This is a genomic window from Bradyrhizobium sp. USDA 3240 (assembly GCF_054063295.1).
Genome location: NZ_JBSSGD010000003.1, coordinates 212,035 through 234,634 on the forward strand (window position 1 = coordinate 212,035; position 22,600 = coordinate 234,634).

The following is a 22,600-nucleotide window of genomic DNA, read 5'->3' on the forward strand; positions in this document are numbered from 1 at the left end:
TCGCGAGCGCGGGGACAGAGGCATGCCACCTGGCTTTGTGCCGGTCGCGATCACCGGCTGTGGGCGCCCGAGTGAGGAGCAGGCGGCGATCGAGATCGAGGTCGGCGCGATTCGCATCCGTGTCAGGGGGACAGTGGACCGGGAGGCACTGTGCGAGGTGCTGGCGGCGGTCGGGACGGTTGGTCGATGATCGGGCTTCGAGCTGGGTTGTCGACCTGGATTGCGACGCAGCCGGTCGATTTCCGCCGCGGCATGGACTCGCTGGCGATGCTGGTGAGCGAGGCCTTTGGAGCCGATCCGTTCGACGGCGGACTTTATGTCTTCCGCTCCAAGCGCCGACAGCTCGTTTCATTGTACGTCCCTTTGTCAGATGCCGGGTAGGCGGATCATTCTATCATATTGATAATCAATGTAGTTTCTCGGCCGACGCTCGATCACGCGCTGCACCGCTATACGTACTGTTTCCGAGCTCAGCGCGTCGACAGGAACCAACCATTGCGGGCCCTTGATTGCTTGTGTGGCCGGCAAGATGTCCTTCAGCACCAAGCTCTTTGCTGATCCGACGCAAAATCCAAAGTGTGCCGCAGCCTTCGCAAGGCTGATCATTTTGCCGTCGGACGATGCGGGGTCGTATTCCGGCAAGCCCAGGCGTTCGCGCATTTCCCGCACGCGAACAGTCGTCCAGGTCTCGCCGTCGCCGGTCTTGCAGCGCATCCGATTGAGCGACACGGCGAGCTCTCGATCAGGCCAATGACCAGCGAGTTTACGAAGTGCGTCAACGGCAGTCGGTGCCATGTCGCCCGGATATCGGCCCGTCTTAACGCGAGCAACGCGAACCTCCGTGTGCCGGCCGCCGGTCCAGTGGATGAGCAGAACGGCCTCGTTGGTGTCCTCATCGAGATCGCAAACAATCTCTCGGACCACAATGTGAACCAGCCGCTGCTTGGTGCGCGTGTCCGTGGACGGTGCATTCCAAACCCGCGGAAGATCATGCGCAAGTTGCAGAAGCAGGGCGCGGTCGATCTTGGGACTTTCCGCCGATGCGGTGCGCAGCTCCTTTATACGACCTTCAAGCTCGGCAACCCGCTCCAATGCGCCATTCCAGCGCGCCTCGAGTTCGCGGGCAACGTGGCGCTTGGCCGGATCCACAAGCTCGTATCGGCGTGCCGCAAGAGACGCTTCGTAGCGTACGACTTCAAGCTCCCGTTCGACGGCCGTGATGACCTCTTGTCTTGAGCGCTCAACCTGGTCGGACGCCAATATCGCTGCTTCAACAGCCCGATCGGAGACGGCCTCAAGGATTTGCAGCGCGACCGCACGATCGACCCGCACCCCGCCGATGCCGATACATAGGCCAGCGCCGACATGGGCGTCATCGCCGCGGCATTGATAACGATGGGCATTCCCCTTGGCCTGGCCGTAGAACACACGCATCATCCGCCCGCAATGGCCGCACCGCATCAATCCGGTCAGAAGTGCGCGTCCCCCGCGCGCCGATTTTCGCGAGCAGTTCTTCTTCATGTGGGCGTTTTCCAGCAGCAGCCTCTGATTGTCCTCATACTCCTGCCAGCTGACATAGCCGGGATGATTGTCGCGCAGGAGAACATTCCATTCCTCCCGCGGCTTTTTGAACCCGCTGACCTTGCGGGCGCGACCGTCCACGATCCGTGTCTTCTGGGCGATTCGGCCAAACGCATAGGCGCCAGCATAGAGCGGATTGTGCAGGATCTGCATCACCGTGTGATAGGCCGGCGCCTTCCAGCTGAGCTTGTAGATTTGAACGTTTTTTAGAACCACAGGCATTTTGATGTCGGCAGCACGCAGCCAAAGAAAGACCTGCCGGGCGCTACCGAGCTCGCGGAACTTCGTGAAGACGAGTCGAACCAATCCCGCCACATGTTCGTCGGGATCCATTTCGATCTTGCCGAGTTCACTCCAACAAAATCCAGGTGGAAGCATGAAGCGGTACTCGCCGCGCTTGGCCTTAGAGTCCCGAGCGGCGATTCCACGTTGGCGAAGCAGGCTCAGCTCATACTCCGACATCGTTCCCTTCAGTCCGAGAAGCAGGCGGTCGTTGACAAGCCGCGGATCATAGGCGCCGTCGGGATCAATGACCAACGCGCCCGCGAGGGCGCATAGGTCGATCAAGTGATGCCAGTCGCGTCCATTGCGCGCCAGCCGCGACGCCTCAATGCAATAAACGGCACCGACGTTACCCGAACAAACCATCGCCACAAGCCGCTCAAATCCGGGCCGTTGAGTGCTGCCAGAGCCTGAGCGGCCAAGATCATCGTCAATTACCGCCACCGACTTAAATCCGGCGGTTTCCGCGGCCTGCGCCAAGTCATATTGCCGCCGCTGGCTTTCGAGATTCCCCATAACTTGGGACATTGTCGATTGGCGAACATAGACGACGGCGGCGCGGTCGAGGTGATCACGTGTGATCTTGACACTCATGGTCACCTCCCGACATCTGAGCGGGTTCGACGCCAGCCGCTTCCAGCAACAGATCGGCGAGCGCCTCGATCAGACCTTTGGGATTGGCGCCCAGCGGGTTCTGGGGAATCCGAAGACGCAGATCCAGACCCAGTTGCATCGGCTCGCGATATTGGCTTTTTCTCCGCACGTCCTTTCTCCCTCTTCAAAGAAGGACGGGATTGTGCGCCCGACGCCTGAGTCGCGCCCAGAAGCTTCAGAACAGCAGCAAATTCGTTGAGCCCCTCAATACTGACCCACGGCGGTCCAAGCGCCATGCCGGAGCAATAGCTTTTGTCGAACATCCAGTTGGGTACCTCACGAATAAACCCACGGCGTTCCTCCGTGTAGATGCACTTCAAATCCTTGCCGCGTCGGAACGGTGCGACTTGAAGCGTTCGTCCAAAACGGGGAAGCCACGGATATGCAATTGTCGCGCTTCGAAGACTGTATGCAGAATGTCGGGCGTTGGGCTCGTTTCGATCGGAACACGAAGGCTGCGCCGCTGAACGGGTCGAGACGAAGCATCTCCCGCACCTTCGCCGCAAGCCCATCGTGGCCACAGCGGAGTCGATCGGCCGCGTCGCGATGTAAATCTTCAGATCGGCACCGGCCGCGATCATCGTGACGCTCGCACTGCGCGGATCACCCGGGACAGCTGCTCGCCATCTATGGCTGTGTCCGTCGCAGCACGACATCGCCGATCGCGATCTCAAGCTTGATCGCCGGAACCTGACGCTCCTCCAACGCGCTTTCCACGACCAGCGGTGCGAATGTCGACTGCGATGCCTCGCACGGCGCCAACATGCCTCGCTGTCGAAAGCAGCGTCGCTAATCGTAAATATGCCAGCGCGTCGCTCCGTGCTTGCGCGCCACCTCGGACACCTGGGCACCGGGTAACAGACTCTCGGCGACGATCCGAGCTCTCTCGGCTTCCGAACGCATGCGGCGCCCCGATAGTCCTTCAAGAACCTCCAGCCGGCTCACCGACCCCGCCGATGAGCCGCCCAAATGGACGTCCTTTTTGCTGTCCAATCCCATCCAAACCTCCGTTCCAAGTTCCAAGCCGGAGGCTTCTTCGCACATTCATTCTAACTCTGAAGCCAGGGTATCGGCTTCGCGCTTACGAACGAGATCAGACGTGCCGCGTTAATGACGACGAGGGCGCGAAGTAATCGGACTGATCTCGTCATCGTTGCACGACGAGAAGCTCGCCGGGGTTCACGCCAAGTCTTTGCAACTGCTCCTCTTCGATCAGGCAGTTGAGAATTGCAGCCTTTGCGTCGCATTCCGCGATGGTCATCTTCACCACTTCCGCCGGACGGCGACCGCCACCACGTAAGTTATGTGCCTGAATTCTTCGTCATCGTCGCGGTCTTCGTTGAAGACAGCTGCTGCCGTCACTATCCAACCAACCATCCATCTTGTTGCGCTCCGTGTGCCGCGGGCCTTGAACTGCCGAACCCCTGAAGATCCGGAGGCATCGGACACGGCGGCTCAACACGAGGGTCGGCCGCCTCATTGGATGAATATTGCGACCGCTAAGGCGATCTGGTCCTATCAAAATGACGCATGCGATCAACGGAAAGTCGCCACGCACTACACAGTTCCAGCACTTCACGGGGCGTCCGCTGCGAGGCGCGGCACACCTACTTGTCTGCATAGGTGCCAACCTGACGGCGAAGCCATTAGACGTTAGCACGCTCAACCTGCGGAATATCTCGTTGACGCATCGCGGGGAGAAGGTCCGTCCTCCCGCAACCAAATCCCAATACGGATCGGGCTGGAAGCCAGCTATTCAATTGAACCACCGTTTGGTGCAGCATCCTTAGATTGCGTTACTGGTACGGATAATGGCACCTCTCAACAGACGAGCGAGCATGAAGTTCCGAGTGCCCGAGGTTGTTATAGGTTGCTTGCTCACGGTCGCCGCTTTCGCGGTGGGAATGGTCTTCATGCCGTCTGCGAGAGCAGGCGAACCCTTGCTCAGTTGGTTCACCAAGGATGCGAGTGGCATTTTCACTTCGGTGCAAGTCGTTGTCGCGACAGTCCAAGCGGCACTCTTCTTCTATCAGCTTCGTGTGATCAAGCTCAGTTTGGATGACGCCAAGGTCGCATCTGAGGCGGCCACTCGGCAAGCTCGTGTTGCCGAAGACGCCCTCGCCAAGATCGAGCGCCCTTATGGCTTCGTCTTCAATGTGAGCTCTCTCAAAATCGTACGTTGGGAGGATTGGGAAAACGGGACCGAGGGTGTGAGGTTGTCCGTCACCTACTCGGTCGCAAACTATGGGAAGCTCCCTGCCGTCATCGAAGCTATGCAAGTAAGCCTGAGCGTGCACGCAGAGCCGCCAGCTCCGGTCAACTACGACCACAACCATCCCCCTGCGATCTCTGCTGTCCTCGTGCCTGGCGAGCCCCGCAACGATCTGGATGAGGGGCTTGCGTGGAATGATGTGGAGCTTGATGACTACGAAGGTGCCCCCCCCTCCCCCCCCGATTTCGGCGGCATGCGTCTGTTCTTCTGGGGCTTCATTCGGTATCGCGGCACGTTCACAAGCGGACACACCACCCGAGCGTGCTGGCGATACGATGAGCGAACACGCCGGTTCGTCGAGTTTAACGGTGGCCGCGAGTACAACAGTCAAACCTGAGGAGTAAGGAAGCGGGATGGCAAAACATGGTTCGATCATTGAAGAGTTGGAGCGAGAGCGAGCGAACATTGATCAGCTTTGGGCAGGTCTTGGAGGTCGCCAAGTCCGTGTCCATGCGGTGGGTGGCTCCGAGGCCGTTGTCACAACCGAATATGTGGACGGCCTCAAGCAAGCCTCGAACGCGCTCAACAAAGCAATTACGGCCCTAAGGAACATGGATATCTGAAGGCGATAGATTCACGATGTGCCGGCCCTCCATCACCTATGATGTGCCGATCAGCATCCTCTACGGGCTTGGCGCGATAGCTACGCGCAACCACCACGGCTTGAGCTGATTGGGGGTACGAGCCCAGACGACCGCGCCGCGTGAAGGTCGAACTGTTGACAATCGATGCGAACGTCCGGAAATTCGGCGTGCGTTGCGCGCTGCGTGTCCCCCGAACATCGGCGCGCATGGCGCTTGTCTCGTGGACGAAGCTCCTTCGGCAGCTTCAACCGGACGACAGTCAGGATTTCGTCGAGGCCTTCGAGGATGCTGGCCGCTACGCCGGGCCATTGCTGGTCGAGTCGACGCGCGAGATTGCGGATCAATTTTTCAGCCTTGTCGGCGTCATCGAGCTGCCAGGCCTGGCGCAGCACCCGACGGGTGGCCGCATGATGCTCTTTCGGCAGGCGTTCCATGATGTTGCGTGCCTTGTGGATCTGGCAGCGCTGGATCGCAGCGGCCGAATCGAGGGTGCGGCGGATCGCCTTCGACAACGCTTTCGCGCCGTCGGCGATGAACAGTCTTGGCACCGTCGGGTCGAGCCCGCGCGAGACCAGGTTGTCCAGCAGGGCCTGAACCGTTGCGGCATTCTCGGTCGCCCCTTCCACCAGCGCCAGCGGATGCTTGCTGCCTTCGCCGTCAACTCCGATTGCGGCGACCAGCACGAGATCGTCGCCGAGATGCAGCCCGTCGATTTGGACCACCAGAAGGTCGAGCGTGGACAGATCGGCGGCCATGAAGTCAGCCAGCCGCGCCGCCGACAGCGCTACGAACCTCCGCGAGGCCGCCGACTTCGAAACCCCCGATCCGGGCGGTACCGGCACGTCACCTTCGGGCAGCCGGACGGCGCGGCTGAACCGGCGCGTCGACACATTGATCCGCATCGGGTTCATCGCCCCGCGACCGAGCCAATCCTCCTGCGCCGCCGTTTCCCAGCTCGGGATCGTGACCTCGCCGCCATCCACGCCCCGGACCCGCGGGCGCTAACCTCGATCTTGCCGCCGTGGAAGCCGATCCGTCCCCGCGTTCGGCCCAAGGTGCGTCCGCCGCGCCGCCTCGCGATCGTGGCGCGGCCCGCCACAACATCCGCCTCCATCATCGTGCCGAGCGCCTCGATCCCTGCCGCAAGGCAGAACCGATCGAAGCTCGCCCGTACTTCTGCAAACGCTTCGTCCACCGCCCCGGTCGCCGGCCAACCAGCCGGTGTGATATCTCTCGTCATGGCGCTGCTCTCCTTTATGTGTCAATCGGCGTTTGACTGGGACCCCCCTATCGGCATCCATGCCGAAACACAGCCCGGTGAACGTTATTCCCGTCGACTATGCGAGCAAAGCCATCGTCACCTGTCGCTTGGCAGCTTTTGTCCGGACAGACATTCCACTTGCCAACGGCGCGTCTGTCGCTGGATCTCGATCCTCGAGGTGCTCGGTAGCTACGGGTATCAGTTTCAGTTGTCCCGTTCGCAACGTGGTGTGAGCGCGGCCTTTTTTGGATCGCGCCGTTGCTCGGAGGAATACCCCCAAGGTGCGGATCTTCCGGTCACCATCAGCTGCCAGAATACGTTGGCCGGCCTCTTTGGCAGTGATATCTCGTGTCCGTCAATCGATCGAGGTTTGCTCTCAACCTGCGTATCACATTTCATCGACAATGAATTTCTTCCTCGGGTCAGATCCTTCCATTGAGCCGCCAATACGACAATTTCTCCTGGCTCGGCATTCGGGCTTGACCGGATTTCCGAAAATGACGTTTTGCTGTTATCGACGTATCTGACCGGTTGCCGGGATTCGCACTCGAACGGCGGGCACCTCCAGACGCCTGCGGCCGGAAGTGCGGCGTGATCGTGGCGGGCCGGTCCCGCTCGCGTCAGGTGAAGTAATGATCTGCACCTCGAGATCGACCGAAGTCGCGGTGTGGTGGATGAGGCTGGGCTCTCCTTCGGCCGCAGCTGTCAAGCAATGGCGTGCTTGTCTGGACCCTTCTGAGCAGGCACAGGCGGACAAGTTCTATGTCCAGGCCGATCGATCGACATACGTCGCAGCACATTGGCTGGTTCGTAGCGCGCTTGCATCGGTAGGCAACTTGCCGCCCGCGAACTGGCGTTTCATCGTCGAAGAGCATGGCAAGCCCAAGATCGATCGAGCCCTCGGCCGGTCCGAACTTCGGTTCAATCTGTCGCATACCAGGGGCTTCGTTGCCTGTGCGGTCAGCGTGGGCGTCGACGTCGGGATCGACGTTGAGACGCTCACGCCGAGCCGGGCGAGCCTCGATATCGCTGAACGCTATTTCAGCCCGTCGGAGGTCGCCATCTTGCGCGGCGCACCGCCAGACGAGCAAGCCGAATGCTTCTTCCGTCTCTGGACCCTGAAGGAGGCTTTCATCAAGGCGACCGGCGAGGGATTGAGTCGCCCACTCGACAGTTTTTCCTTCTCGCTGAATCCGGCTTCCATCTCGTTTAGCCAGGGCGAGGCCGATGATGCGCCTCAATGGCAGTTCATCGAGCAGCGGCCGAGTCCGCAGCATGTGCTGGCCCTCGCGGTCCGAAAGCCAGCATCTTGTCCGCTGACCCTATCTGTTTGTCAAGTACGCTCGCCCGAATGAGCGTAAGCCCGTATGTCCGCCTCTGCCGATGAGGTGGCTCGCCCTACGCTGCGCGTCCGAGGGTTGCTCGGGCGGTCCGAGCCAATCCTCATCACAGGATGAGAGCCGTAGCAGATTTATACGGGAAGCATCGCGAAGCTGAGAAACGCCATCGCTATTGCGGAAACGGCGAAGGAGCCGAGTGGAGGTTTGACGCGAATTCCGGGTCGGACGACGCTAATCGAGCAGCCTCTATCTTCCTTGTGCTCCGTCAAGAGTTCGGCGAACGATCTGCTTGATTGGCGTTCCGCTTTTCGACAGGGTGCGGATTTCACGGATCGTGAGCAGTTTGGATCGATTGTTGTCGCTCCGATTGACTGCGGAATCTGGCGCCTCGATTTGCGGACGGCATCGAGGAATGCTCGAGTGGCGTTCTCCCAAGGATCTGCGACTTGAACCGCGTGCAGCAGAGCCTTTGCCGCAGCTTCGCCATATCCCCGCCCCGATCGCGGGCGACGATCGCGCGTGTGGGATGAACGTCGAGCCAGGCTTGTGCGGTTCGCTGGCTCACGCTCTGGCAGCAGGGTGACGATCCGGGTATCCGTCCGGTGAAGCTTTCAATTACACATTTCCAGCCGCGCCGAGTTCGATATCGGTGAGTCTTGAGAGGCCGCGCCAGATGACAACATTCCTGGCCAGGTGGCCACCCAATCGGGCAAGTTTGGTAAGGTAGAATGCCAGGGTCCCAGGGCGACATCGTCGATTGTCGGCGTCGCTGATGAGTTCATCGAATGCGATCTCGGTGTCCGTCAACACCATCTCGGCAATCCGCTTGAACTTAATTTCCAGCGCGGCTTTCATCATCGCACCCTTGTCGTCCCGAACGTCGATGTAATGCAGGCCTTTGACGCTGGTCTCTTCCATCTCGGCCGTAATCGTATGGCCGCCATCGCTCACCAACGAATCGACGCAGGCGCGGAGAAGGAAGTGAGCGCCAAGGTCTTGCGTCAGGTAAATTCACAGATGTCGCTTTCGCGGTCACCGATATGAATGCAATACTCCGGTTGTCCGAACCGATCGATCGATTGTCTGAGACTGTCGAGTCAACGAATGCTCTCCTTCTTCTCGATGAGAACGCGGGTCGGGTTGATCTTGTTCTTGCGCTGCGCCGTGTGTTCCTGAATGAGGAGAATCGGGCCTGCACAATCATCGTAACGCGTGCGCGTGGCGGCGAAGTGGCCGCTGAGAATGTCGGCTTTCTCTACGCGCCCGTTGGCGGGTGCTTTCATCACGATCATTCTGGCGACTATTCGAGCCGGTCGATCGACGAATGTCGCACCGCTTGAACACATGAAAGCACCTCGCCGTCGCGATTCAGGTGTTCAACAATGAATCACAAGCGATTCATCTGATTCAAGAGTCTTCGATCGAAGCCCCCGCAATTAAAGCAAGCACTTGTGGGTCGTTTAATCGGTCTCCGTTCAAGGTCAATTTGATCTTTCTTCGGTCTCTGCATTCGTTTCGGCGTAGGCGTGGCCGGTTTGTATGCACTCCTCCAGCTTCTGCTGCGCTGACGATTTCCGCTTGTCGGGCGTCACGAACTGATCAGTCGGACCTGATGGCCAAGCTCCGTGAGCACGCGAGCGCCCAATAACGCGCCCCGTTGGAAGCCTCCATGCCGACCAGGCAGGCCGGTAACCTGGCGAAAAAGCTGGCCATCATCGCGACGCAACCTCTTTCGCACAACGACGTTCCCGTGGTTGTTCGACGCCGTGAACTTCGAAGACATACTTCGCCAGATCTAGACCTATCCGAACGACCTGCATGTGGCGTCGCGGACGTAGCGAGCGTGAATAGTCCGGCACCCGTTTTTCCACCGAATCTGCGCGGCCTCCTAATCTTACTGAGTCAGAAAGTCGCGGACGTTTTTGACGACGAATCGGCTACCCGAGGGACTCACGCGAGGGGGAGCTGGAATGGGTAGCCGATGGCGGCGATAACAGCCCCGGAGCGAACGGCGGCCCAGCATCAATCATTATTGCATTTCGTCGGCGCGGGCGGATGGTCGGACGAGAAGGTCTTGAGCAAGGTGCGAGAGATGGTCCAGCCCAAGATCGAGCGACACGGTCCGATCGAGGCCTGGATCATCGATGATACTGGCTTTCCCAAGAAAGGGCGGCATTCGGTTGGCGCGGCACGGCAATACTGCGGTCAGCTTGGCAAGCAGGACAATTGCCAAGTGGCGGTCTCGCTATCGATTGCCAATCATCATGCGAGTTTGCCGATCGCCTACCGTTTGTACCTGCCGGAAAGTTGGGCCGAGGATGAGGATCGCCGAGAGAAGGCGGGCGTACCAAAGGATGTCACCTTCAAGACCAAGCCTGAGATCGCGCTGGAGCAGATCCGGTCGGCGTGTGCAGCGGGCATTGCACGCGGTGTTGTGCTGATGGATGCGGGATATGGGGCCGATACCGCGCTGCGCGGGGAAGTGACGGCACTGGGGTTGCGCTATGTTGCCGGTATCTTGCCGCACACCTCTGTCTGGCCACCAGGCACGAGACCGCTGCCACCAAAGCGATGGTCAGGGAATGGGCGGCCGCCAAAGCTGATCCGGCGCGACGACAAAAATAAGCCCTGCTCAGTCAAGGCGCTCGCGCTGCCGAGAACGGCCTGGCGCAATGTCAGATGGCGCGAAGGCAGTGCTGATTGGCTGACCTCGCGCTTTGCACGCGTTCGGGTCCGTCCCGCTAATCGCGATTACTGGCTGAGCGAGCCCCGTGCGGAGGAATGGCTGTTGATCGAATGGCCTGACGGCGAGGCGGAGCCGACCAAATACTGGTTCTCGACACTGCCTGAAAACATCTCCTTCCGCGCCCTGGTCAACTTCGCCAAGCTCAGATGGCGCATCGAACGCGACTACCAAGAGCTCAAGCAGGAGGTCGGCCTGGGGCATTATGAAGGGCGTGGTTGGCGCGGCTTCCATCACCACGCCACGTTATGCATCGCCGCCTACGGCTTCCTGATCTCCGAAAGGGAGACGATTCCCCCCTCACGACCTCGTCGGCCCGCGTTCGTCAAAGAATTTGCGCTTCCCAAAAATCAAAAGCCGCGGGGCGCTACCGCTCAGAACCGAGCGTCATATTCCGAATTCGATCGCTACCATGCGGCGGCGCCTTACCAGCGCATTGGTTAGCCGGCTACGTAGATGTCCGTGCTGCGCAGTCCAAATCCAGGTCGATGCGCCGTCATGATTTGTGACGCAGTAAGACTAAGCGGCTGCCGGTCTGCCCTATCCATCTGACGACTGGCCCGGGAAAGCGGGGGATTGCCGGCGAAAAATGCGGTATTATGGCGCAAACGCACAAGCTAAATTTGTCTGGCTGAAGCCAGCTTTTAAGTGAACGGTCCCGGTCGGGGCTGGGGGGCAAAAACCGGGACCGCCCCGGGCACGCCCCAGCGCGGGAAGGCACCCAACAATTCTAATGGTTCCGGTTCATCGATGGTTCCAAGCGCCCATTGCTCTCCGCCAACAATCTTTTTCTGGCGATGAGCAATTTTATACAGACGGCCCCGATCTATCCTGTCGTTGGCCACGGTTTTCCGCTGTACGACTTCCGTCGCCCACGTGGGGCATCTGTCTCCGCCAATCCCCTTGGATCGGCCTGATCGCGCGGCTCGATTGACCCCTCCCCTGGGCGTAGCGAACTTTGCGCCACCGTATTGATGTTGATGTTGGCACGTTCCGCGCCTCTGGCCTTGGGTGTCTCCAATCGACAAGTGAACTGCTCGTTCGAAAGTACCGAGCCGGGCCAAGAACGACTCGCTCGACGACGGTGAATGAGGCGTATCACTGCCTCTATCAAACTGAGCCGTGGCATCATCATATGAAACGGGGGGGCCTGGTGCTTCTAAGCTTGACCGAATGCGCTGATCCGAGTGTGCGGGGTTGCAGATTGATTGCGCGCTTACGCGCGACTGCAACCCTGACACCTGCAAAACTCGAATCGGAATTTAAGTTGTGCATCTATCGAACCACAATGTCGGCTTCTAACCAATCTGGAGGAGCGATCATGGATTCACGAATGGACCTGCCACTGAACTTTCATCCAGCGGCATTAGAGTGTCGGGATCTTGGACGCCAAGTGGCGCGGTTGGAGCAACGAACGATCGGCGAAGCTGGTCGGGGTTGCGTAGCCGATCGTCCGTTGCGGTGAGGTGGGCTGCATAGGCCGCGGAGGGTAACATATTACAGCGACGAGTGAGGCTGCCGGAGATTGTCATCGTCGACCCTGTTCTTCGATCTTGGCGCGGGCGCCGCCAAGATCGAAGAACAGGGTCTCGTTGAGCAGCTCATCGCGCATCCGGCCATTGATGGGGAAGACGGCCCCGCTCCCTCGGCGCCGGCGATATGCTGGCGATGGACGAACCCGCTAACAGCAGCAGTTCACCAATGGAAGTCGCGACAATTGGGTTGGACGTTTCGAAGCACGTATTTCACATCCATGCCGTTGATGGCCAAGGCCAAGTGGCCTGTCGCCAACGCCTCCGGCCAGGCGAGATCGTGTCGTTCTTCTCCTCGCTCGTACCTTGCCTAGTCGCCATCAGTATGGACGGCCGGGGCGCCTGGCGGGACAACGTGTTCGTCGAGCGGCTGTGGCGCAGCGTCAAATACGAGGAGGTTTATCTGCGGGCCTACGAGAACGTCAGCGAAGCTCGAGCCTCGATTGGCCGATACCTCGACTTCTACAACCGCGCATCAGAACACCCATCTGTCTATGTTGTTGAAGAGAAGAGAGTTTGCTGATCGGGATGCGATCCTGTGGGGTATCTTGGGTTCTGTCGCGCTCGTTCGGCGATAGACTGAGCGGCAGCTGTTATCAGCGAGGCGCGAGCAAAGATCCACGGGCCGTCCGATAGCGGATGGATGGCTGCGATTTCGCCTGCTTCCGCGGCCAGCCGGAGCGTCTTGGGCGCGACCTTCAGGAGCTTTGCGGCGTTGCTCAGGTTGAGCCAGGGTTCGATCCCGTCATCGGCGGGCTTGAACACCGGGAGGTGGTAGCTCGAGCGCATCGATGTGACGCGCTCGCGGGTCCAGCGATTGCCGTTGCCCGTCTTGAGGCCGTTTCGGTTGAGGAGGCCGGCAATCAGATCGTCGCTGGCGATCAGCACCAGTTGACGCACGGCTTGGATAATATCGGCGGAAGTGCTGTTGCGCTGTCCGCGCCGGCGCTTGGGCAAGCGCAACTCGCTGTGAGCGCCACCCACCCAGTGGACGATGAGAACGATCTCGGACGCCGCGTCGTCTATATCGGCCACGACCTCATGGACGAGGGTGCGTACAATGCGCTTCTTGAGACGAGCATCCGTCGTCGGCGCATCCCAGACCGTTTTGAGGTTCGAGGCCAGTACGCCGAGCGAAGCTGGATCGGCAATGGGTGCGGGCGTGGCCGCATCATGCATGGCGATCTTGCCCTCGACCTCCGCCGCGTGAGCGAGTGCCCTGTTCCAGCGCGCTTCCAGCTCACTCGCCACCAACCGGTTCGCGGGGTCAGCGGCATCGTATTGCCAGAAAGCCCGGTCGGCGGCATAGCGCGCCGCTTCCAGATCGCGACTGAGCGCATCGCGCACCTGATCCCGCCGTTCCCTGGCTTCCTTGGCGGCAGCGGTTGCAGCGGCGATAGCGCCCGGACCGACGACGCCAAGCAGTGCTTCCTCGATTGCATCATCGACACGCAATCCGCCGAAGGCGATGCAGTGAGGACCGCCATTGTCCATCCAGGCGCGGCTGCAGCTGTAGCGTGGGATATGGTGCTTCATGCCGGAGTACCGGAGTGTGAGCTTGCGGCCGCAGCGCTTGCACCGGATCAGACCGGCCAGCAGCGCGTCACCATGCTTGGGTGCGCCGTGATGCCGACCGGTGGGAACGTTGCTGCTGACCATGGTGCGGATCGCCTCGAACCTCTCCCAGCTCACATACCCGTCGTGGGTGTTGGGCTTCAGCGCCAGCCATTCGTTCCGTGTCTTGCGGCGGATCTTCACGCTCACGCCCCCGGCGCTGTATCCCGCCGCCACAGCCGTCTTACCATAGGCATAGGCGCCGCCGTAGACCGGGGTCTCAATGATCCGGTGGATGGCGGAGTAACTCGGTCGCCGCCAGGCTGTGTCGCCGTTGGACTGCTTCACTGGTAGATCGAGATTGTACTCGTGGAGCCAGCAGAGCGCCTGTCGCGCGCTGCCCAGTTCGTCGACCTTGTCGAACACCAGCTTGATCGCTTCCTGGACACGCCGATCCGGATCTTTCTCATAATGGTCGCCGGCCTTCACGAAGCCGACGGGCGCCGCCACAACCAACTCGCCCCGGCGCGCCTTCTCGTAGCGGGCCGAGAGCGAGCGTTGGCGCAACAAATCCAGTTCGTACTCGTTGAGGCTGCCCTTGAGCCCGAGCAGCAGGCGGTCGTTGCCGTGCCTTGGCGCATAGATAGTCTCCTGATCGACCAGAACGGTATCGACCACGCGGCACATCTCGATGAGTTGCTGCCAATCCCGGCTGTTGCGGGCGAAGCGCGAGACCTCGCGGGCGCAAACGGCACCGACCTTACCGAGGCAAACCTCCGCTACCATTCGCTCGAAACCGGCGCGTTGCACGCCACCGGCGGCTGAACGACCGAGATCATCATCGATCACTTCGATCTCTGACCACCCGAGTGCCGTCAGCCGGTCCCGCATGGCGTATTGCAATGCGCTGCTCTCGCGATTGTGCAACACCTGATGTGCTGAGGATTGGCGCACGTAAAGAATCGCCTTACGCTCCAGATGATGAGGCCTGACCTTGTCAGAGATCATGATCGCCCCCCTTCGCGGGCGGCGTCGCTGTCATCGCAGCATGGTCGAGCATCAACTGCGTCATCAGGCTTGTGAGGGCCGCCCGCGCTTCCCCCGGCAGCTCCGACCATGCCGGCGCGCCGAGGGCGCCGTTCGACAGGCCGCCCCCGAACAGATCCATCTGCTGCTGCAACCGCGGTTGTCGATTGTGTCGGTATCCGCTCCCTGGCATTGCCGTCTCGCGTGACATGAGTCGCTCCCCGATTCTGGTCGTGAGAGCCTCTGGATGCGCCAGAAAGCGGGGCAGCTGATGGCGTTCGATCCTTCAACGCCAGATCGAGAAGCGCAGCGAGCGCCGCAAGTGCATCGATGCTAACAAACGGCTGAGCTGTCAGAAGCTCGGCGTCAGGGCAGGCCGTCCGGTCGAACATCCATGCTGGAACTTCCAGCCAACGGTCTGCTTGCGATCCGTCCAGGGTGCAGCGAAAAACGACATCGTCAACCTTGTCGACCGCCCCATGAACGCAAACTCGGCGACCAAACCAGGGATGATGCCGATAAAGAACCTCGCGAAGAACGGTCCTGTGGGCGTTCTTGAGCCTTGTTGTATAACTACACACGACCGCACTCACAGCTCGGATGGAAGACACCCTCCGAGTTCGCCTTCACCTGCCACCCGCGCCGGGATCTGGCGCTGCGCTATGCCGATGGCTCCGCGCCAGCTCCCGTCGCTACCACCGCCCAACTGGGCAAATCCAATGGCTTGAGCGAACTCAGAACTGGATAAAATCTGGGGGCAAGGTCACATCTCGTCCAGCAATGCGCCTGCAGTGCAGACAATCAACGCGCCGGGCTGATCATCCCCTTCGCCTATGTCAAGGACAAGCCGCAGTCGGTCAGCTCGACCACGACGTCGGTTGTAGAAATGACCCCTTTGCGATGAGTGATTGCCAGCACGGTCACATCTTCCGCTAGGCTGCGAATATGGTCCAAAATGTCCCGCTCGGCTCGTTCGTCAAGCGCGGAGCTGGCCTCGTCGAGAAGAAGGATCGCCGGCTCGCCATAGAGCGCGCGGGCAATAGCAATACGCTGGCGCTCCCCGCCTGAAAGCTTCAAACCGCGTTCTCCAACGGTTGTTTCAAATCCTTCCGGCAGAGCCTCGATAATGGGGAGAATAGCGGCTTTTTCCGATGCACCGCGAAGGCGCACCTCGTCGCGGGGCCGTCCTAGTGGTTCATCACAGTGATTTTGACGTTTTTATTCCGAGCCATTCGAGGATCGGCAAGCTTTCCGGCGGCACGAGAATTTCGATGCTCCTTGGGACGCCGGGTTGACGACGGATGCATCCGTTTCGTTCGAGAGTTACGATCATTTGGTGGACCGAAGGCGGGCTGACGCGGAAGTGGCGCTGGATGTCTTTCTCGGCGGGCGGCTGTCCGAACATGTTGGAATATGTGTAGATGAAAGCGAGGTAGTGCCCCTGCTTCTGGGTGAAGCGCGCGCCTGATTTTTGACTCATGGATCGATTCGTCCCGGTCTTCCGACAAGGAGGCAAAGGATGAATGTCCGTTATCGGGTCGAATTGAGCCAAGCCGAGCGAGACGAACTGACGGCGATGCTCGGCGGCGGCAAGTGCGCCGCCCGCAAGCTCAAGCGGGCGCAGATTTTGCTGGCGGCCGATGGAGGGCGCCGCGACGAGGGGATTGCCCGGACCGTAAGTGTCAGCCTCTCCACCGTCTATCGGACCAAGCGCCGCTTCGTGGAAGGCAATCTGGAGCGGGCCCTGAGCGAGGAGCCGCGTCCAGGGGCGGAACGCAAGCTGACGGGCAAGGAGGAGGCCCTGCTGGTGGCGACCGCATGCGCCAAGCCGCCGGCCGGCCGCAAACGCTGGACGCTGACGCTGCTGGCCAACGCGATGGTCAAGCTCACCGATCACGACAGCTTGTCGGGCGAGACCGTGCGCCGCCGGCTGGCGGAGAACGACCTCAAGCCATGGCGCAGGGACATGTGGTGCATTCCTCATGTCGATGGCGAATACGTCGCCCGCATGGAGGACGTGCTTGACCTCTACGCCGAGAGGCCGGATCCGGCCCGGCCGCTGGTCTGCTTCGACGAGACCCCGGTCCAGCTGATCGGCGAGGTGCGCCAGCCGGTCTCCGCCAAGCCCGGACAGCGCGAGCGCTACGATTACGAGTACCGCCGCAATGGCACCGTCAATCTCTTCGTTACCTTCGATCCACATCGGGGGTGGCGCAACGTGAAGGCGACCGAGCGCCGCGCCGCCGTCGACTACGCCCATTGCATGCGTGAACTCGTCGACGTCCATTATCCCGAAGCCGCCTGCATCCGTGTCGTGCAGGACAATCTGTCGATCCATACCGCCGGTGCGCTGTATCAAGCATTTGCGCCCGCCGAAGCCCGGCGCATCCTGCGCCGCCTCGAATTCCACTACACCCCGAAACACGCCAGTTGGCCCAACATGGTTGAGTGCGAGATCAGCGTGCTGCAGCGCCAGTGTCTCGGCCGCCGCATCGACGACCCCAAAAAGCTCCGAAACGAGATCGCGGCATGGCAACGGCAGCGAAACAAGGCGCAAGACCGCATCAAGTGGATGTTCACAACCGACAAAGCCCGCGCCAAACTCCGCCGCGCCTATCCGGCCGTCGTCAAAGAGTCAAAATCACTGTGATGAACCACTAGCAGAATGTTGTCGGCTAGCGACTCATTGAGCAACATCACGTCCTGCGGCACAATAGCAACTGCGGCATACCAATCCGTGTGATCGATGGTCGCTATATCGGTTCCATCGACCAGAATACGGCCGCAGTCTGGCTCAATCGATTTCAGGACGAGCTTGAATATTGTCGACTTCCCCGATCCGGATTCGCCGACAAGGAAGGTAATGGCGCCGCGCCTAGCCAGAAACGAGACATTCGTAACGCCACGACCGTTGTTGTAGGCATAACCAATGCCCTCGAAGGATAGCTGGCCAGCGGAGGGCGTGAAATCATGAGCATGAGATGTTCGCCGCTCTTCTGGTGCGACCCACAGTCTGGCGAGAGGAATGAGGTCGGCTCGCGACCGCGCCGCGTCAGAGATCGCGCGCGCGACCATCTCGAAGGGCATATTGAGTTGGAGTAGAAGCGTGTTGAATAGCACAATATCGCCGATCGTGACCGCGCCGGCCCGGTATTCAGGTATTAGAAGGAGAAGTGTGACGGCAAATTGTAGCGCGATGGCTAAGCCGAGCACGGCTATGTAGGCCAATCGTTGAAACACGTAGGTTCGCCAGTTATCGCGCACTTCCCGCGCCTTCATCGTAAAGCGCTGGCTCGTCCAGGAATGACTGCCGAAATGGCGCAACGTGTCCATGGAGTTCATGACGTTGCCGACGAAACGCGCATTCTCCTGTCCGGCTTCGATGGCCCGGTCCAGAAACACGCGCGCCCGACGCGTGGAACTCCACCCCAATGTAATCGCGACAGCCCCATAAGCGACGACGATTGCAGCGATCTGGATATTGACGAGCACACCGAGAATAGCGAGCAGAAGCTGCGCTGCAGCCGGGATGAATATCATAATTCCAAGCTGGACCAACGTCGTCAACGCGCTGCACCCGCGCGCAGCCGCACTCTGTATCTCCACGGGATTGTGCTCAAGAAGAAAGGCTGAGGTTTTTCTCAGGATGCGATCGAAAAAGCGAGTTGCAGCGATGAAGCCCAGGTTCTCGGCTGTCATGAAGAAAAGATACTGCAGCATGCGCTGCAATGCGGAGGCTATGCCGAGCAGGACCGCATAGCCGGCGAATCCCCAGGCAAACGCGACATGCCTTCCCCCCGCGGGAGGCGATCAATGAGACCCGAAAATACATAGGGGGCTGCGACGCTGCTCGCGCTGGAGATCAGCACCACTGTGGCAACGATGAGAAGCAAGCGCCGATCGGATCGCCAGTACGCATGCAGAAGTTCGGAAACCGGCGACAATGTGCTGTCGTTGACCTGATCTGCGGCGGATCCAGGGAATGGGGCTTTGCTTGCACTGAGAGAGCCGACATGGCCTTGCGATCTGGATTCCATACGATCTCACGTAAAGATGCGGCTCTGCGGAATTTGCTGCCGTTTACCGTTACTAAGCTCCAACCCAATTCTGTCCAGCACCGTCATCCAACCCGCAAATCTTGGTAGGTTGTCGCCCGGCTTCTCACATGAGAGACGCTATAGAGTGGCTCGACACGCTGCCGCGCCACACGACGAGAAGCCCGATCACGCTATCAATAGGAACACGACATGAAGAGCGCAACTGCAGACACGTCTAAGCGGCCATCGCGGCCCGATACAACTGACCTCCCCTTACCGGTGCTGCCACCTCCCACTACTTCGTATCCGAAGGGCCCCTTCCCTAGCGACAGCGCTAACGAAGGTTACCTTTAAGATCATTCTTCACTCTGTTACCGCCTCTCACACGAGAGGCGGTAACGTTTAAGTCGAGGAACAAATGCTCAAGGCCACTCTGAAAATAGCCGACCTGGAAAACTTCGATCCTGTTGTCAAAGGCTGTTCGATAGAGTTTGGTGAAAGCTGCATCTGGCCTTTCCAACATAAGAGTCTTGAGAGCTCGTTAGTGAAGAGCACTGAGCAATGGTTCTTCGTCATACGTGAGCGTCAAGGAGCGGCGGACGGGGCTGGCGTTCATTCGGTCGTAATAGACCATGCGTCTACAGATCAGTTTCGTCAGCACTACCAGAAATGCATGCACTGGCCGCTCGATTTTATCGTGATCGAGGCCGCTCGCCGGGGTCCTCGGTTGCGTGTACGAGCAGGCCATATTGGCAGCCTCCCAATTTACTTCCACGTGGAGGAGCGCGCTCGCACGGTTACGCTCTCCTGGGATTTTGTCGAGTTTTTGGATAAATCGCGAGCGATTGATGCAGAGATTATAGCGCATCACCTGTCGATGAGAACGTTCTACTCTGCGCGACAGGCCTGCGTTGGCGTTAACCTGCTGACTGCTGGCTCCACCTTGTACGTCGACAGATCGGAAACGTCATTTGAGTACGGCGCGACAACTTCATCAGCTCCTGAGCTCTCCGGACGAGAGGAGGGCGATCATGTCCTTGAGTTTTCTGATACTCTTCAGGCGGTTGTTCGTTCGCGGCCGACGACCTTCTGCGCAAGCGCTGTGGAGCTGAGCGGAGGAATGGACTCCGCTTCCGTCGCAATTGCTGTTGGCGAGAGCGTAGCATCGCTAGCATGTGGCGGGATACTATTGGGCGACGGGAGTAGCCCCAAGCAGATTGATCGCCGAGCGAGCACTTTGAGCGCACTGAACTGCCGCGATCACAAAGTTGAAATGTGCGCCCACATGCCGGCGATTGATCTAGATCTTGACCTGAAAGGACGCCTGCCACTCAATTCAGAGTATTACCTTGAGGCGTTCGGGTCACTCTGGGATCGGTTTCGCGGCGATGGCTGCGAAATAATCTGGTCCGGCATAGGAGGAGACGAGCTTTGCGCTCGCTTCAGCAGCGACGAGGGGGAACCCAGATCTCCCTCTTCACCGCATCTGGATATCGCGCTTGGGGTTGCAGAAGACCTGTTGACGAAACGTGGGCTCGACGCCGCTCGTTCATCCTTCCTTTTTAGCGCCCCCCTCAGCGCCACTCTATCCACAACTCTGCTCGCAAGTCTTTGTCATGCTCGCCCACTCGCGACGCGAGGTCTTTGGCCCGTCCGCCCATTCGGCGATCCGAGATTGATCAATTTTGGAGCGAAGCTTCCGTTTGCACTTCGCTCGGGCAAGGAACTCCTCCGTTCTTACTTGCGTGAGCGCTTGGGCTCTGACGTATTTCCACACGGATACGCAAAGGAGACTTTCGCGCTTGTACTGCCAAAGGCGATTGCGGCTCGTGCGGACATAATTTCATCACAGCTTGCTTCTTGCGCCTTGGCCGACTTCGGCTTGGTTTCGCAAGAGGCTGTCATGGCGCTCTTGAACAGGGTGATAACAACACACGAATTTTCCGCAACAAGCACCTTGGCTCGCTTTTTATGGGCGGAACGTTTCGTTCGACAACTCTGTTGATTGCGTTATGACGAACGATCACGCGTCAGAACACCTGCTACAGTGGAGAAGGGTTGCAATTGGGCGTTCTCGCTAGTGGTTCATCACAGTGATTTTGACGTTTTTATTCCGAGCCATTCGAGGATTGAGCCGGTCCCGCAAATCTGAACAGTGCGATAAGTGGAGTTTCTGCCTGACGGCGGGCAAGATTGACCCGCGAATCAGGAGAGACGATGAGCAGACGAGCACGGCGGAACCACACTCCGGCTTTCAAGGCGAAGGTGGCGCTTGCCGCCGTCAAGGGTGACCGCACGCTGGCGCAACTAGCGGAGCAGTTCGACGTTCACCCCAATCAGATCACATCGTGGAAGGGCCAGCTCGAAGGCCGCGCTGCCGATGTTTTCGGTCCGGGCGGCGGGAGTCGGATCGCCGAACCCACCGTCGACGTGAAGTCGCTGCATGCCAAGATCGGCGGTAAGACCGTATGTCCGCCTCTACCGATGAGGTGGCTCGCCCTACACTGCGCGTCCGAGGGTTGCTCGGGCGAACCGAGCCGATCCTCATCACAGGAGGACGAGCCGTGGCAGATTATAGGGAAGCATTCGTCGGAATCGATGTGGCCAAGCTGAGAAATGCCGTCGCGATTGCGGATGCAGGCCGGGAGGGGGAGGTTCGGTTCTTCGGCGAGGTTGATGCTTCGGCCACCAACATGCGCCGCGTCTTAGGGCGGATCGCCAACCGGTTTGACCGCGTCCACTTCTGTTACGAAGCCGGCCCGACTGGCTATGGTCTTTATCGCCTGATCCGGTCGCTCGGCCACCAATGCACGGTGGTGGCGCCGTCGCTGATCCCAAGGAAGCCGGGTGATCGTGTGAAGACGAACCGCCGGGACGCCGTTTCTCTCGCGCGGCTGCTACGCGCCGGCGAGCTGACGGCGGTATGGGTTCCCGATGAAGGTCACGAAGCGATGCGCGACCTCGTTCGCGCTCGATCGGCAGCGGTTGAGACGCTGCGCATCCACCGGCAGCAGGTGAGCGCCTTCATGCTCAAGCATGGCCGCACCTATCCCCGCAAAAAGGGCTGGACGATGCGCTATTTGCGTTGGCTCCAGGAACAACAGTTCGACCACCCCGCACATCAGATCGCGCTACAAGAAATGGTCGAAGCAGTTCGCGTCGCCAGGGACCGGGTCGACCGGCTCGAGCGCACGATCGAAGAGTTCGTCTCGACCTGGTCTCTGGAGCCGCTCGTGCGGGCGCTTCAAACATTGCGCGGCGTCGATCTGGTCGTCGCAGTGACATTCGCAACCGAGGTCGGTGACGTGAGCCGTTTTGAGGGCCCACGTCAACTTATGGGTTACCTCGGTCTGGTGCCAAGCGAGCGATCGACGGGAGAGGCTGTCAGACGTGGCGGCATCACCAAGGCCGGCAACGGCCGTGTTCGCCACATGTTGGTCGAAAGCGCCTGGACATATCGACACCCGCCGAAGATCGGCAAGACAAAACTATACCGGCTCGAACAGACGTCGCCAGCAGTGCGAGAGATTGCTTGGAAGGCGCAGAGCCGCTTGACGGCCCGGTACCGGAAGCTGGCGGCGCGCGGCAAACGAACGACGGTGGTCTGCACCGCTATCGCCCGTGAACTGGTGGGGTTCATGTGGGCGGTTGCCAGGCAAGTGCAGACAGCCTGATCGAGCGCCCTTATCATCGTGCATGGGCGGAGGCGGGACCACGGCAGAGGGAATGCCCGT

18 protein-coding genes and 9 pseudogenes are annotated in these 22,600 nt (G+C 59.9%); 13 read left to right on the top strand and 14 right to left on the bottom strand.

Features of this window, described 5'->3' with window-relative positions; genetic code table 11:
* The first annotated feature begins 22 nt into the window (after positions 1–22).
* Entirely contained in the window at positions 23–190 is a 168-nt protein-coding gene (locus ACVIGA_RS43600; RefSeq protein ID WP_166294297.1) for a hypothetical protein, read from the top strand.
* The gene (gene tnpB / locus ACVIGA_RS43605; protein ID WP_456671089.1) at positions 187–381 is read left to right on the top strand and encodes an IS66 family insertion sequence element accessory protein TnpB; all 195 of its coding nucleotides are present in this window, start codon (positions 187–189) and stop codon (positions 379–381) included. The genes ACVIGA_RS43600 and tnpB overlap by 4 nt, the downstream gene beginning before the upstream one ends.
* Here tnpB and ACVIGA_RS43610 read toward each other — a convergent pair.
* The gene (locus ACVIGA_RS43610; protein ID WP_456671090.1) at positions 367–2,457 is read right to left on the bottom strand and encodes a recombinase family protein; all 2,091 of its coding nucleotides are present in this window, start codon (positions 2,455–2,457) and stop codon (positions 367–369) included. The genes tnpB and ACVIGA_RS43610 overlap by 15 nt on opposite strands.
* On the opposite strand from ACVIGA_RS43610, the gene ACVIGA_RS43615 reads away from it, so the two are divergent.
* The gene (locus tag ACVIGA_RS43615; RefSeq protein ID WP_207841041.1) at positions 2,441–2,716 is read left to right on the top strand and encodes a hypothetical protein; all 276 of its coding nucleotides are present in this window, start codon (positions 2,441–2,443) and stop codon (positions 2,714–2,716) included. The two genes, ACVIGA_RS43610 and ACVIGA_RS43615, sit on opposite strands and share 17 nt — an antisense overlap.
* A 77-nt stretch (positions 2,717–2,793) precedes the next feature.
* Here the strand turns inward: ACVIGA_RS43615 and ACVIGA_RS43620 are convergent, their stop codons facing one another.
* Both ACVIGA_RS43620 and ACVIGA_RS43625 read right to left on the bottom strand, forming a co-directional pair.
* Positions 2,794–3,003 carry a transposase gene (locus tag ACVIGA_RS43620; RefSeq protein ID WP_234633927.1) on the bottom strand — a complete coding sequence of 70 codons (210 nt, stop codon included), beginning with the start codon at positions 3,001–3,003 and terminating at the stop codon, positions 2,794–2,796.
* Between the two features lie 303 nt (positions 3,004–3,306).
* The gene (locus ACVIGA_RS43625) at positions 3,307–3,561 is read right to left on the bottom strand and encodes a transposase (protein WP_338025937.1); all 255 of its coding nucleotides are present in this window, start codon (positions 3,559–3,561) and stop codon (positions 3,307–3,309) included.
* 794 nt (positions 3,562–4,355) lie between these two features.
* Here ACVIGA_RS43625 and ACVIGA_RS43630 point away from each other — a divergent pair.
* The gene (locus ACVIGA_RS43630; protein WP_456671091.1) at positions 4,356–5,126 is read left to right on the top strand and encodes a hypothetical protein; all 771 of its coding nucleotides are present in this window, start codon (positions 4,356–4,358) and stop codon (positions 5,124–5,126) included.
* A 16-nt stretch (positions 5,127–5,142) separates the two neighbouring features.
* Positions 5,143–5,352 (top strand): hypothetical protein, encoded by a 210-nt coding sequence (locus tag ACVIGA_RS43635; protein ID WP_176396403.1) that lies wholly within the window; start codon positions 5,143–5,145, stop codon positions 5,350–5,352.
* Between the two features lie 245 nt (positions 5,353–5,597).
* Here ACVIGA_RS43635 and ACVIGA_RS43640 read toward each other — a convergent pair.
* Positions 5,598–6,613, bottom strand: a pseudogene (locus ACVIGA_RS43640) (IS256 family transposase); the annotation flags it as partial.
* A gap of 653 nt (positions 6,614–7,266) precedes the next feature.
* On the opposite strand from ACVIGA_RS43640, the gene ACVIGA_RS43645 reads away from it, so the two are divergent.
* Positions 7,267–7,989: a 4'-phosphopantetheinyl transferase family protein gene (locus ACVIGA_RS43645; RefSeq protein ID WP_176396404.1), complete on the top strand. Its 723-nt coding sequence runs from the start codon at positions 7,267–7,269 to the stop codon at positions 7,987–7,989.
* 255 nt (positions 7,990–8,244) lie between these two features.
* Here the strand turns inward: ACVIGA_RS43645 and ACVIGA_RS43650 are convergent.
* The 4 genes and pseudogenes from ACVIGA_RS43650 to ACVIGA_RS43665 form a co-directional block, all read right to left on the bottom strand.
* A pseudogene (locus ACVIGA_RS43650) lies at positions 8,245–8,564 on the bottom strand (hypothetical protein); the annotation flags it as partial.
* Between the two features lie 25 nt (positions 8,565–8,589).
* On the bottom strand, positions 8,590–8,925 hold the full coding sequence (locus ACVIGA_RS43655) for a hypothetical protein (RefSeq protein WP_176396405.1): 336 nt from the start codon (positions 8,923–8,925) through the stop codon (positions 8,590–8,592).
* 146 nt (positions 8,926–9,071) lie between these two features.
* Positions 9,072–9,257, bottom strand: coding sequence for a hypothetical protein (locus ACVIGA_RS43660; protein ID WP_224944521.1), 186 nt, complete (start codon positions 9,255–9,257; stop codon positions 9,072–9,074).
* A 314-nt stretch (positions 9,258–9,571) separates the two neighbouring features.
* Positions 9,572–9,794 (bottom strand): annotated as a pseudogene (locus ACVIGA_RS43665) (IS110 family transposase); the annotation flags it as partial.
* Positions 9,795–9,952: 158 nt separating this feature from the next.
* Between ACVIGA_RS43665 and ACVIGA_RS43670 the strand changes: the two are divergent.
* Positions 9,953–11,161 (top strand): annotated as a pseudogene (locus ACVIGA_RS43670) (IS701 family transposase); the annotation flags it as partial.
* 878 nt (positions 11,162–12,039) lie between these two features.
* Here ACVIGA_RS43670 and ACVIGA_RS43675 read toward each other — a convergent pair.
* Positions 12,040–12,341, bottom strand: a pseudogene (locus tag ACVIGA_RS43675) (integrase core domain-containing protein); the annotation flags it as partial.
* A 221-nt stretch (positions 12,342–12,562) separates the two neighbouring features.
* Here ACVIGA_RS43675 and ACVIGA_RS43680 point away from each other — a divergent pair.
* Positions 12,563–12,772, top strand: a pseudogene (locus ACVIGA_RS43680) (integrase core domain-containing protein); the annotation flags it as partial.
* Here ACVIGA_RS43680 and ACVIGA_RS43685 read toward each other — a convergent pair.
* Both ACVIGA_RS43685 and ACVIGA_RS43690 read right to left on the bottom strand, forming a co-directional pair.
* Positions 12,742–14,811, bottom strand: a complete 2,070-nt coding sequence (locus ACVIGA_RS43685; protein WP_338702144.1) for a recombinase family protein — start codon at positions 14,809–14,811, stop codon at positions 12,742–12,744. The pseudogene ACVIGA_RS43680 and the gene ACVIGA_RS43685 overlap by 31 nt on opposite strands.
* On the bottom strand, positions 14,801–15,040 hold the full coding sequence (locus ACVIGA_RS43690) for a hypothetical protein (RefSeq protein ID WP_176396409.1): 240 nt from the start codon (positions 15,038–15,040) through the stop codon (positions 14,801–14,803). The genes ACVIGA_RS43685 and ACVIGA_RS43690 overlap by 11 nt, the downstream gene beginning before the upstream one ends.
* Positions 15,041–15,397: 357 nt before the next feature.
* Here ACVIGA_RS43690 and ACVIGA_RS43695 point away from each other — a divergent pair.
* Positions 15,398–15,577, top strand: a pseudogene (locus tag ACVIGA_RS43695) (IS3 family transposase); the annotation flags it as partial.
* Positions 15,578–15,660: 83 nt separating this feature from the next.
* Here ACVIGA_RS43695 and ACVIGA_RS43700 read toward each other — a convergent pair.
* Positions 15,661–16,020 (bottom strand): annotated as a pseudogene (locus tag ACVIGA_RS43700) (ATP-binding cassette domain-containing protein); the annotation flags it as partial.
* A 7-nt stretch (positions 16,021–16,027) separates the two neighbouring features.
* Positions 16,028–16,309, bottom strand: coding sequence for a LexA family protein (locus ACVIGA_RS43705; protein ID WP_166106965.1), 282 nt, complete (start codon positions 16,307–16,309; stop codon positions 16,028–16,030).
* Positions 16,310–16,348: 39 nt separating this feature from the next.
* Between ACVIGA_RS43705 and ACVIGA_RS43710 the strand changes: the two genes are divergently transcribed.
* A complete protein-coding gene (locus ACVIGA_RS43710) occupies positions 16,349–17,479 on the top strand; it encodes an IS630 family transposase (RefSeq protein WP_176396410.1) in 1,131 nt (376 codons plus the stop codon).
* Here the strand turns inward: ACVIGA_RS43710 and ACVIGA_RS43715 are convergent.
* Positions 17,443–18,549 (bottom strand): ATP-binding cassette domain-containing protein, encoded by a 1,107-nt coding sequence (locus ACVIGA_RS43715; protein WP_456671092.1) that lies wholly within the window; start codon positions 18,547–18,549, stop codon positions 17,443–17,445. The genes ACVIGA_RS43710 and ACVIGA_RS43715 overlap by 37 nt on opposite strands.
* A 735-nt stretch (positions 18,550–19,284) precedes the next feature.
* On the opposite strand from ACVIGA_RS43715, the gene ACVIGA_RS43720 reads away from it, so the two are divergent.
* The 3 genes and pseudogenes from ACVIGA_RS43720 (at position 19,285) to ACVIGA_RS43730 (ending at position 22,540) form a co-directional block, all read left to right on the top strand.
* Positions 19,285–20,871 carry an asparagine synthetase B family protein gene (locus tag ACVIGA_RS43720; protein WP_338702149.1) on the top strand — a complete coding sequence of 529 codons (1,587 nt, stop codon included), beginning with the start codon at positions 19,285–19,287 and terminating at the stop codon, positions 20,869–20,871.
* A gap of 212 nt (positions 20,872–21,083) precedes the next feature.
* Positions 21,084–21,335, top strand: a pseudogene (locus ACVIGA_RS43725) (transposase); the annotation flags it as partial.
* A 95-nt stretch (positions 21,336–21,430) separates the two neighbouring features.
* Entirely contained in the window at positions 21,431–22,540 is a 1,110-nt protein-coding gene (locus tag ACVIGA_RS43730; RefSeq protein WP_173643979.1) for an IS110 family RNA-guided transposase, read from the top strand.
* The last annotated feature ends 60 nt before the right edge of the window (positions 22,541–22,600 follow it).

Bases quoted from the DNA above. Each gene is read 5' to 3' on its own strand.
- ACVIGA_RS43600 (WP_166294297.1), top strand. From the start codon at position 23: ATGCCACCTGGCTTTGTGCCGGTCGCGATCACCGGCTGTGGGCGCCCG.
- tnpB (WP_456671089.1), top strand. From the start codon at position 187: ATGATCGGGCTTCGAGCTGGGTTGTCGACCTGGATTGCGACGCAGCCG.
- ACVIGA_RS43610 (WP_456671090.1), bottom strand. From the start codon at position 2,457: ATGAGTGTCAAGATCACACGTGATCACCTCGACCGCGCCGCCGTCGTC.
- ACVIGA_RS43620 (WP_234633927.1), bottom strand. From the start codon at position 3,003: ATGCTTCGTCTCGACCCGTTCAGCGGCGCAGCCTTCGTGTTCCGATCG.
- ACVIGA_RS43625 (WP_338025937.1), bottom strand. From the start codon at position 3,561: ATGTGCGAAGAAGCCTCCGGCTTGGAACTTGGAACGGAGGTTTGGATG.
- ACVIGA_RS43630 (WP_456671091.1), top strand. From the start codon at position 4,356: ATGAAGTTCCGAGTGCCCGAGGTTGTTATAGGTTGCTTGCTCACGGTC.
- ACVIGA_RS43635 (WP_176396403.1), top strand. From the start codon at position 5,143: ATGGCAAAACATGGTTCGATCATTGAAGAGTTGGAGCGAGAGCGAGCG.
- ACVIGA_RS43645 (WP_176396404.1), top strand. From the start codon at position 7,267: ATGATCTGCACCTCGAGATCGACCGAAGTCGCGGTGTGGTGGATGAGG.
- ACVIGA_RS43660 (WP_224944521.1), bottom strand. From the start codon at position 9,257: ATGAAAGCACCCGCCAACGGGCGCGTAGAGAAAGCCGACATTCTCAGC.
- ACVIGA_RS43685 (WP_338702144.1), bottom strand. From the start codon at position 14,811: ATGATCTCTGACAAGGTCAGGCCTCATCATCTGGAGCGTAAGGCGATT.
- ACVIGA_RS43690 (WP_176396409.1), bottom strand. From the start codon at position 15,040: ATGTCACGCGAGACGGCAATGCCAGGGAGCGGATACCGACACAATCGA.
- ACVIGA_RS43705 (WP_166106965.1), bottom strand. From the start codon at position 16,309: ATGAGTCAAAAATCAGGCGCGCGCTTCACCCAGAAGCAGGGGCACTAC.
- ACVIGA_RS43710 (WP_176396410.1), top strand. From the start codon at position 16,349: ATGAATGTCCGTTATCGGGTCGAATTGAGCCAAGCCGAGCGAGACGAA.
- ACVIGA_RS43715 (WP_456671092.1), bottom strand. From the start codon at position 18,549: ATGCTGCAGTATCTTTTCTTCATGACAGCCGAGAACCTGGGCTTCATC.
- ACVIGA_RS43720 (WP_338702149.1), top strand. From the start codon at position 19,285: ATGCTCAAGGCCACTCTGAAAATAGCCGACCTGGAAAACTTCGATCCT.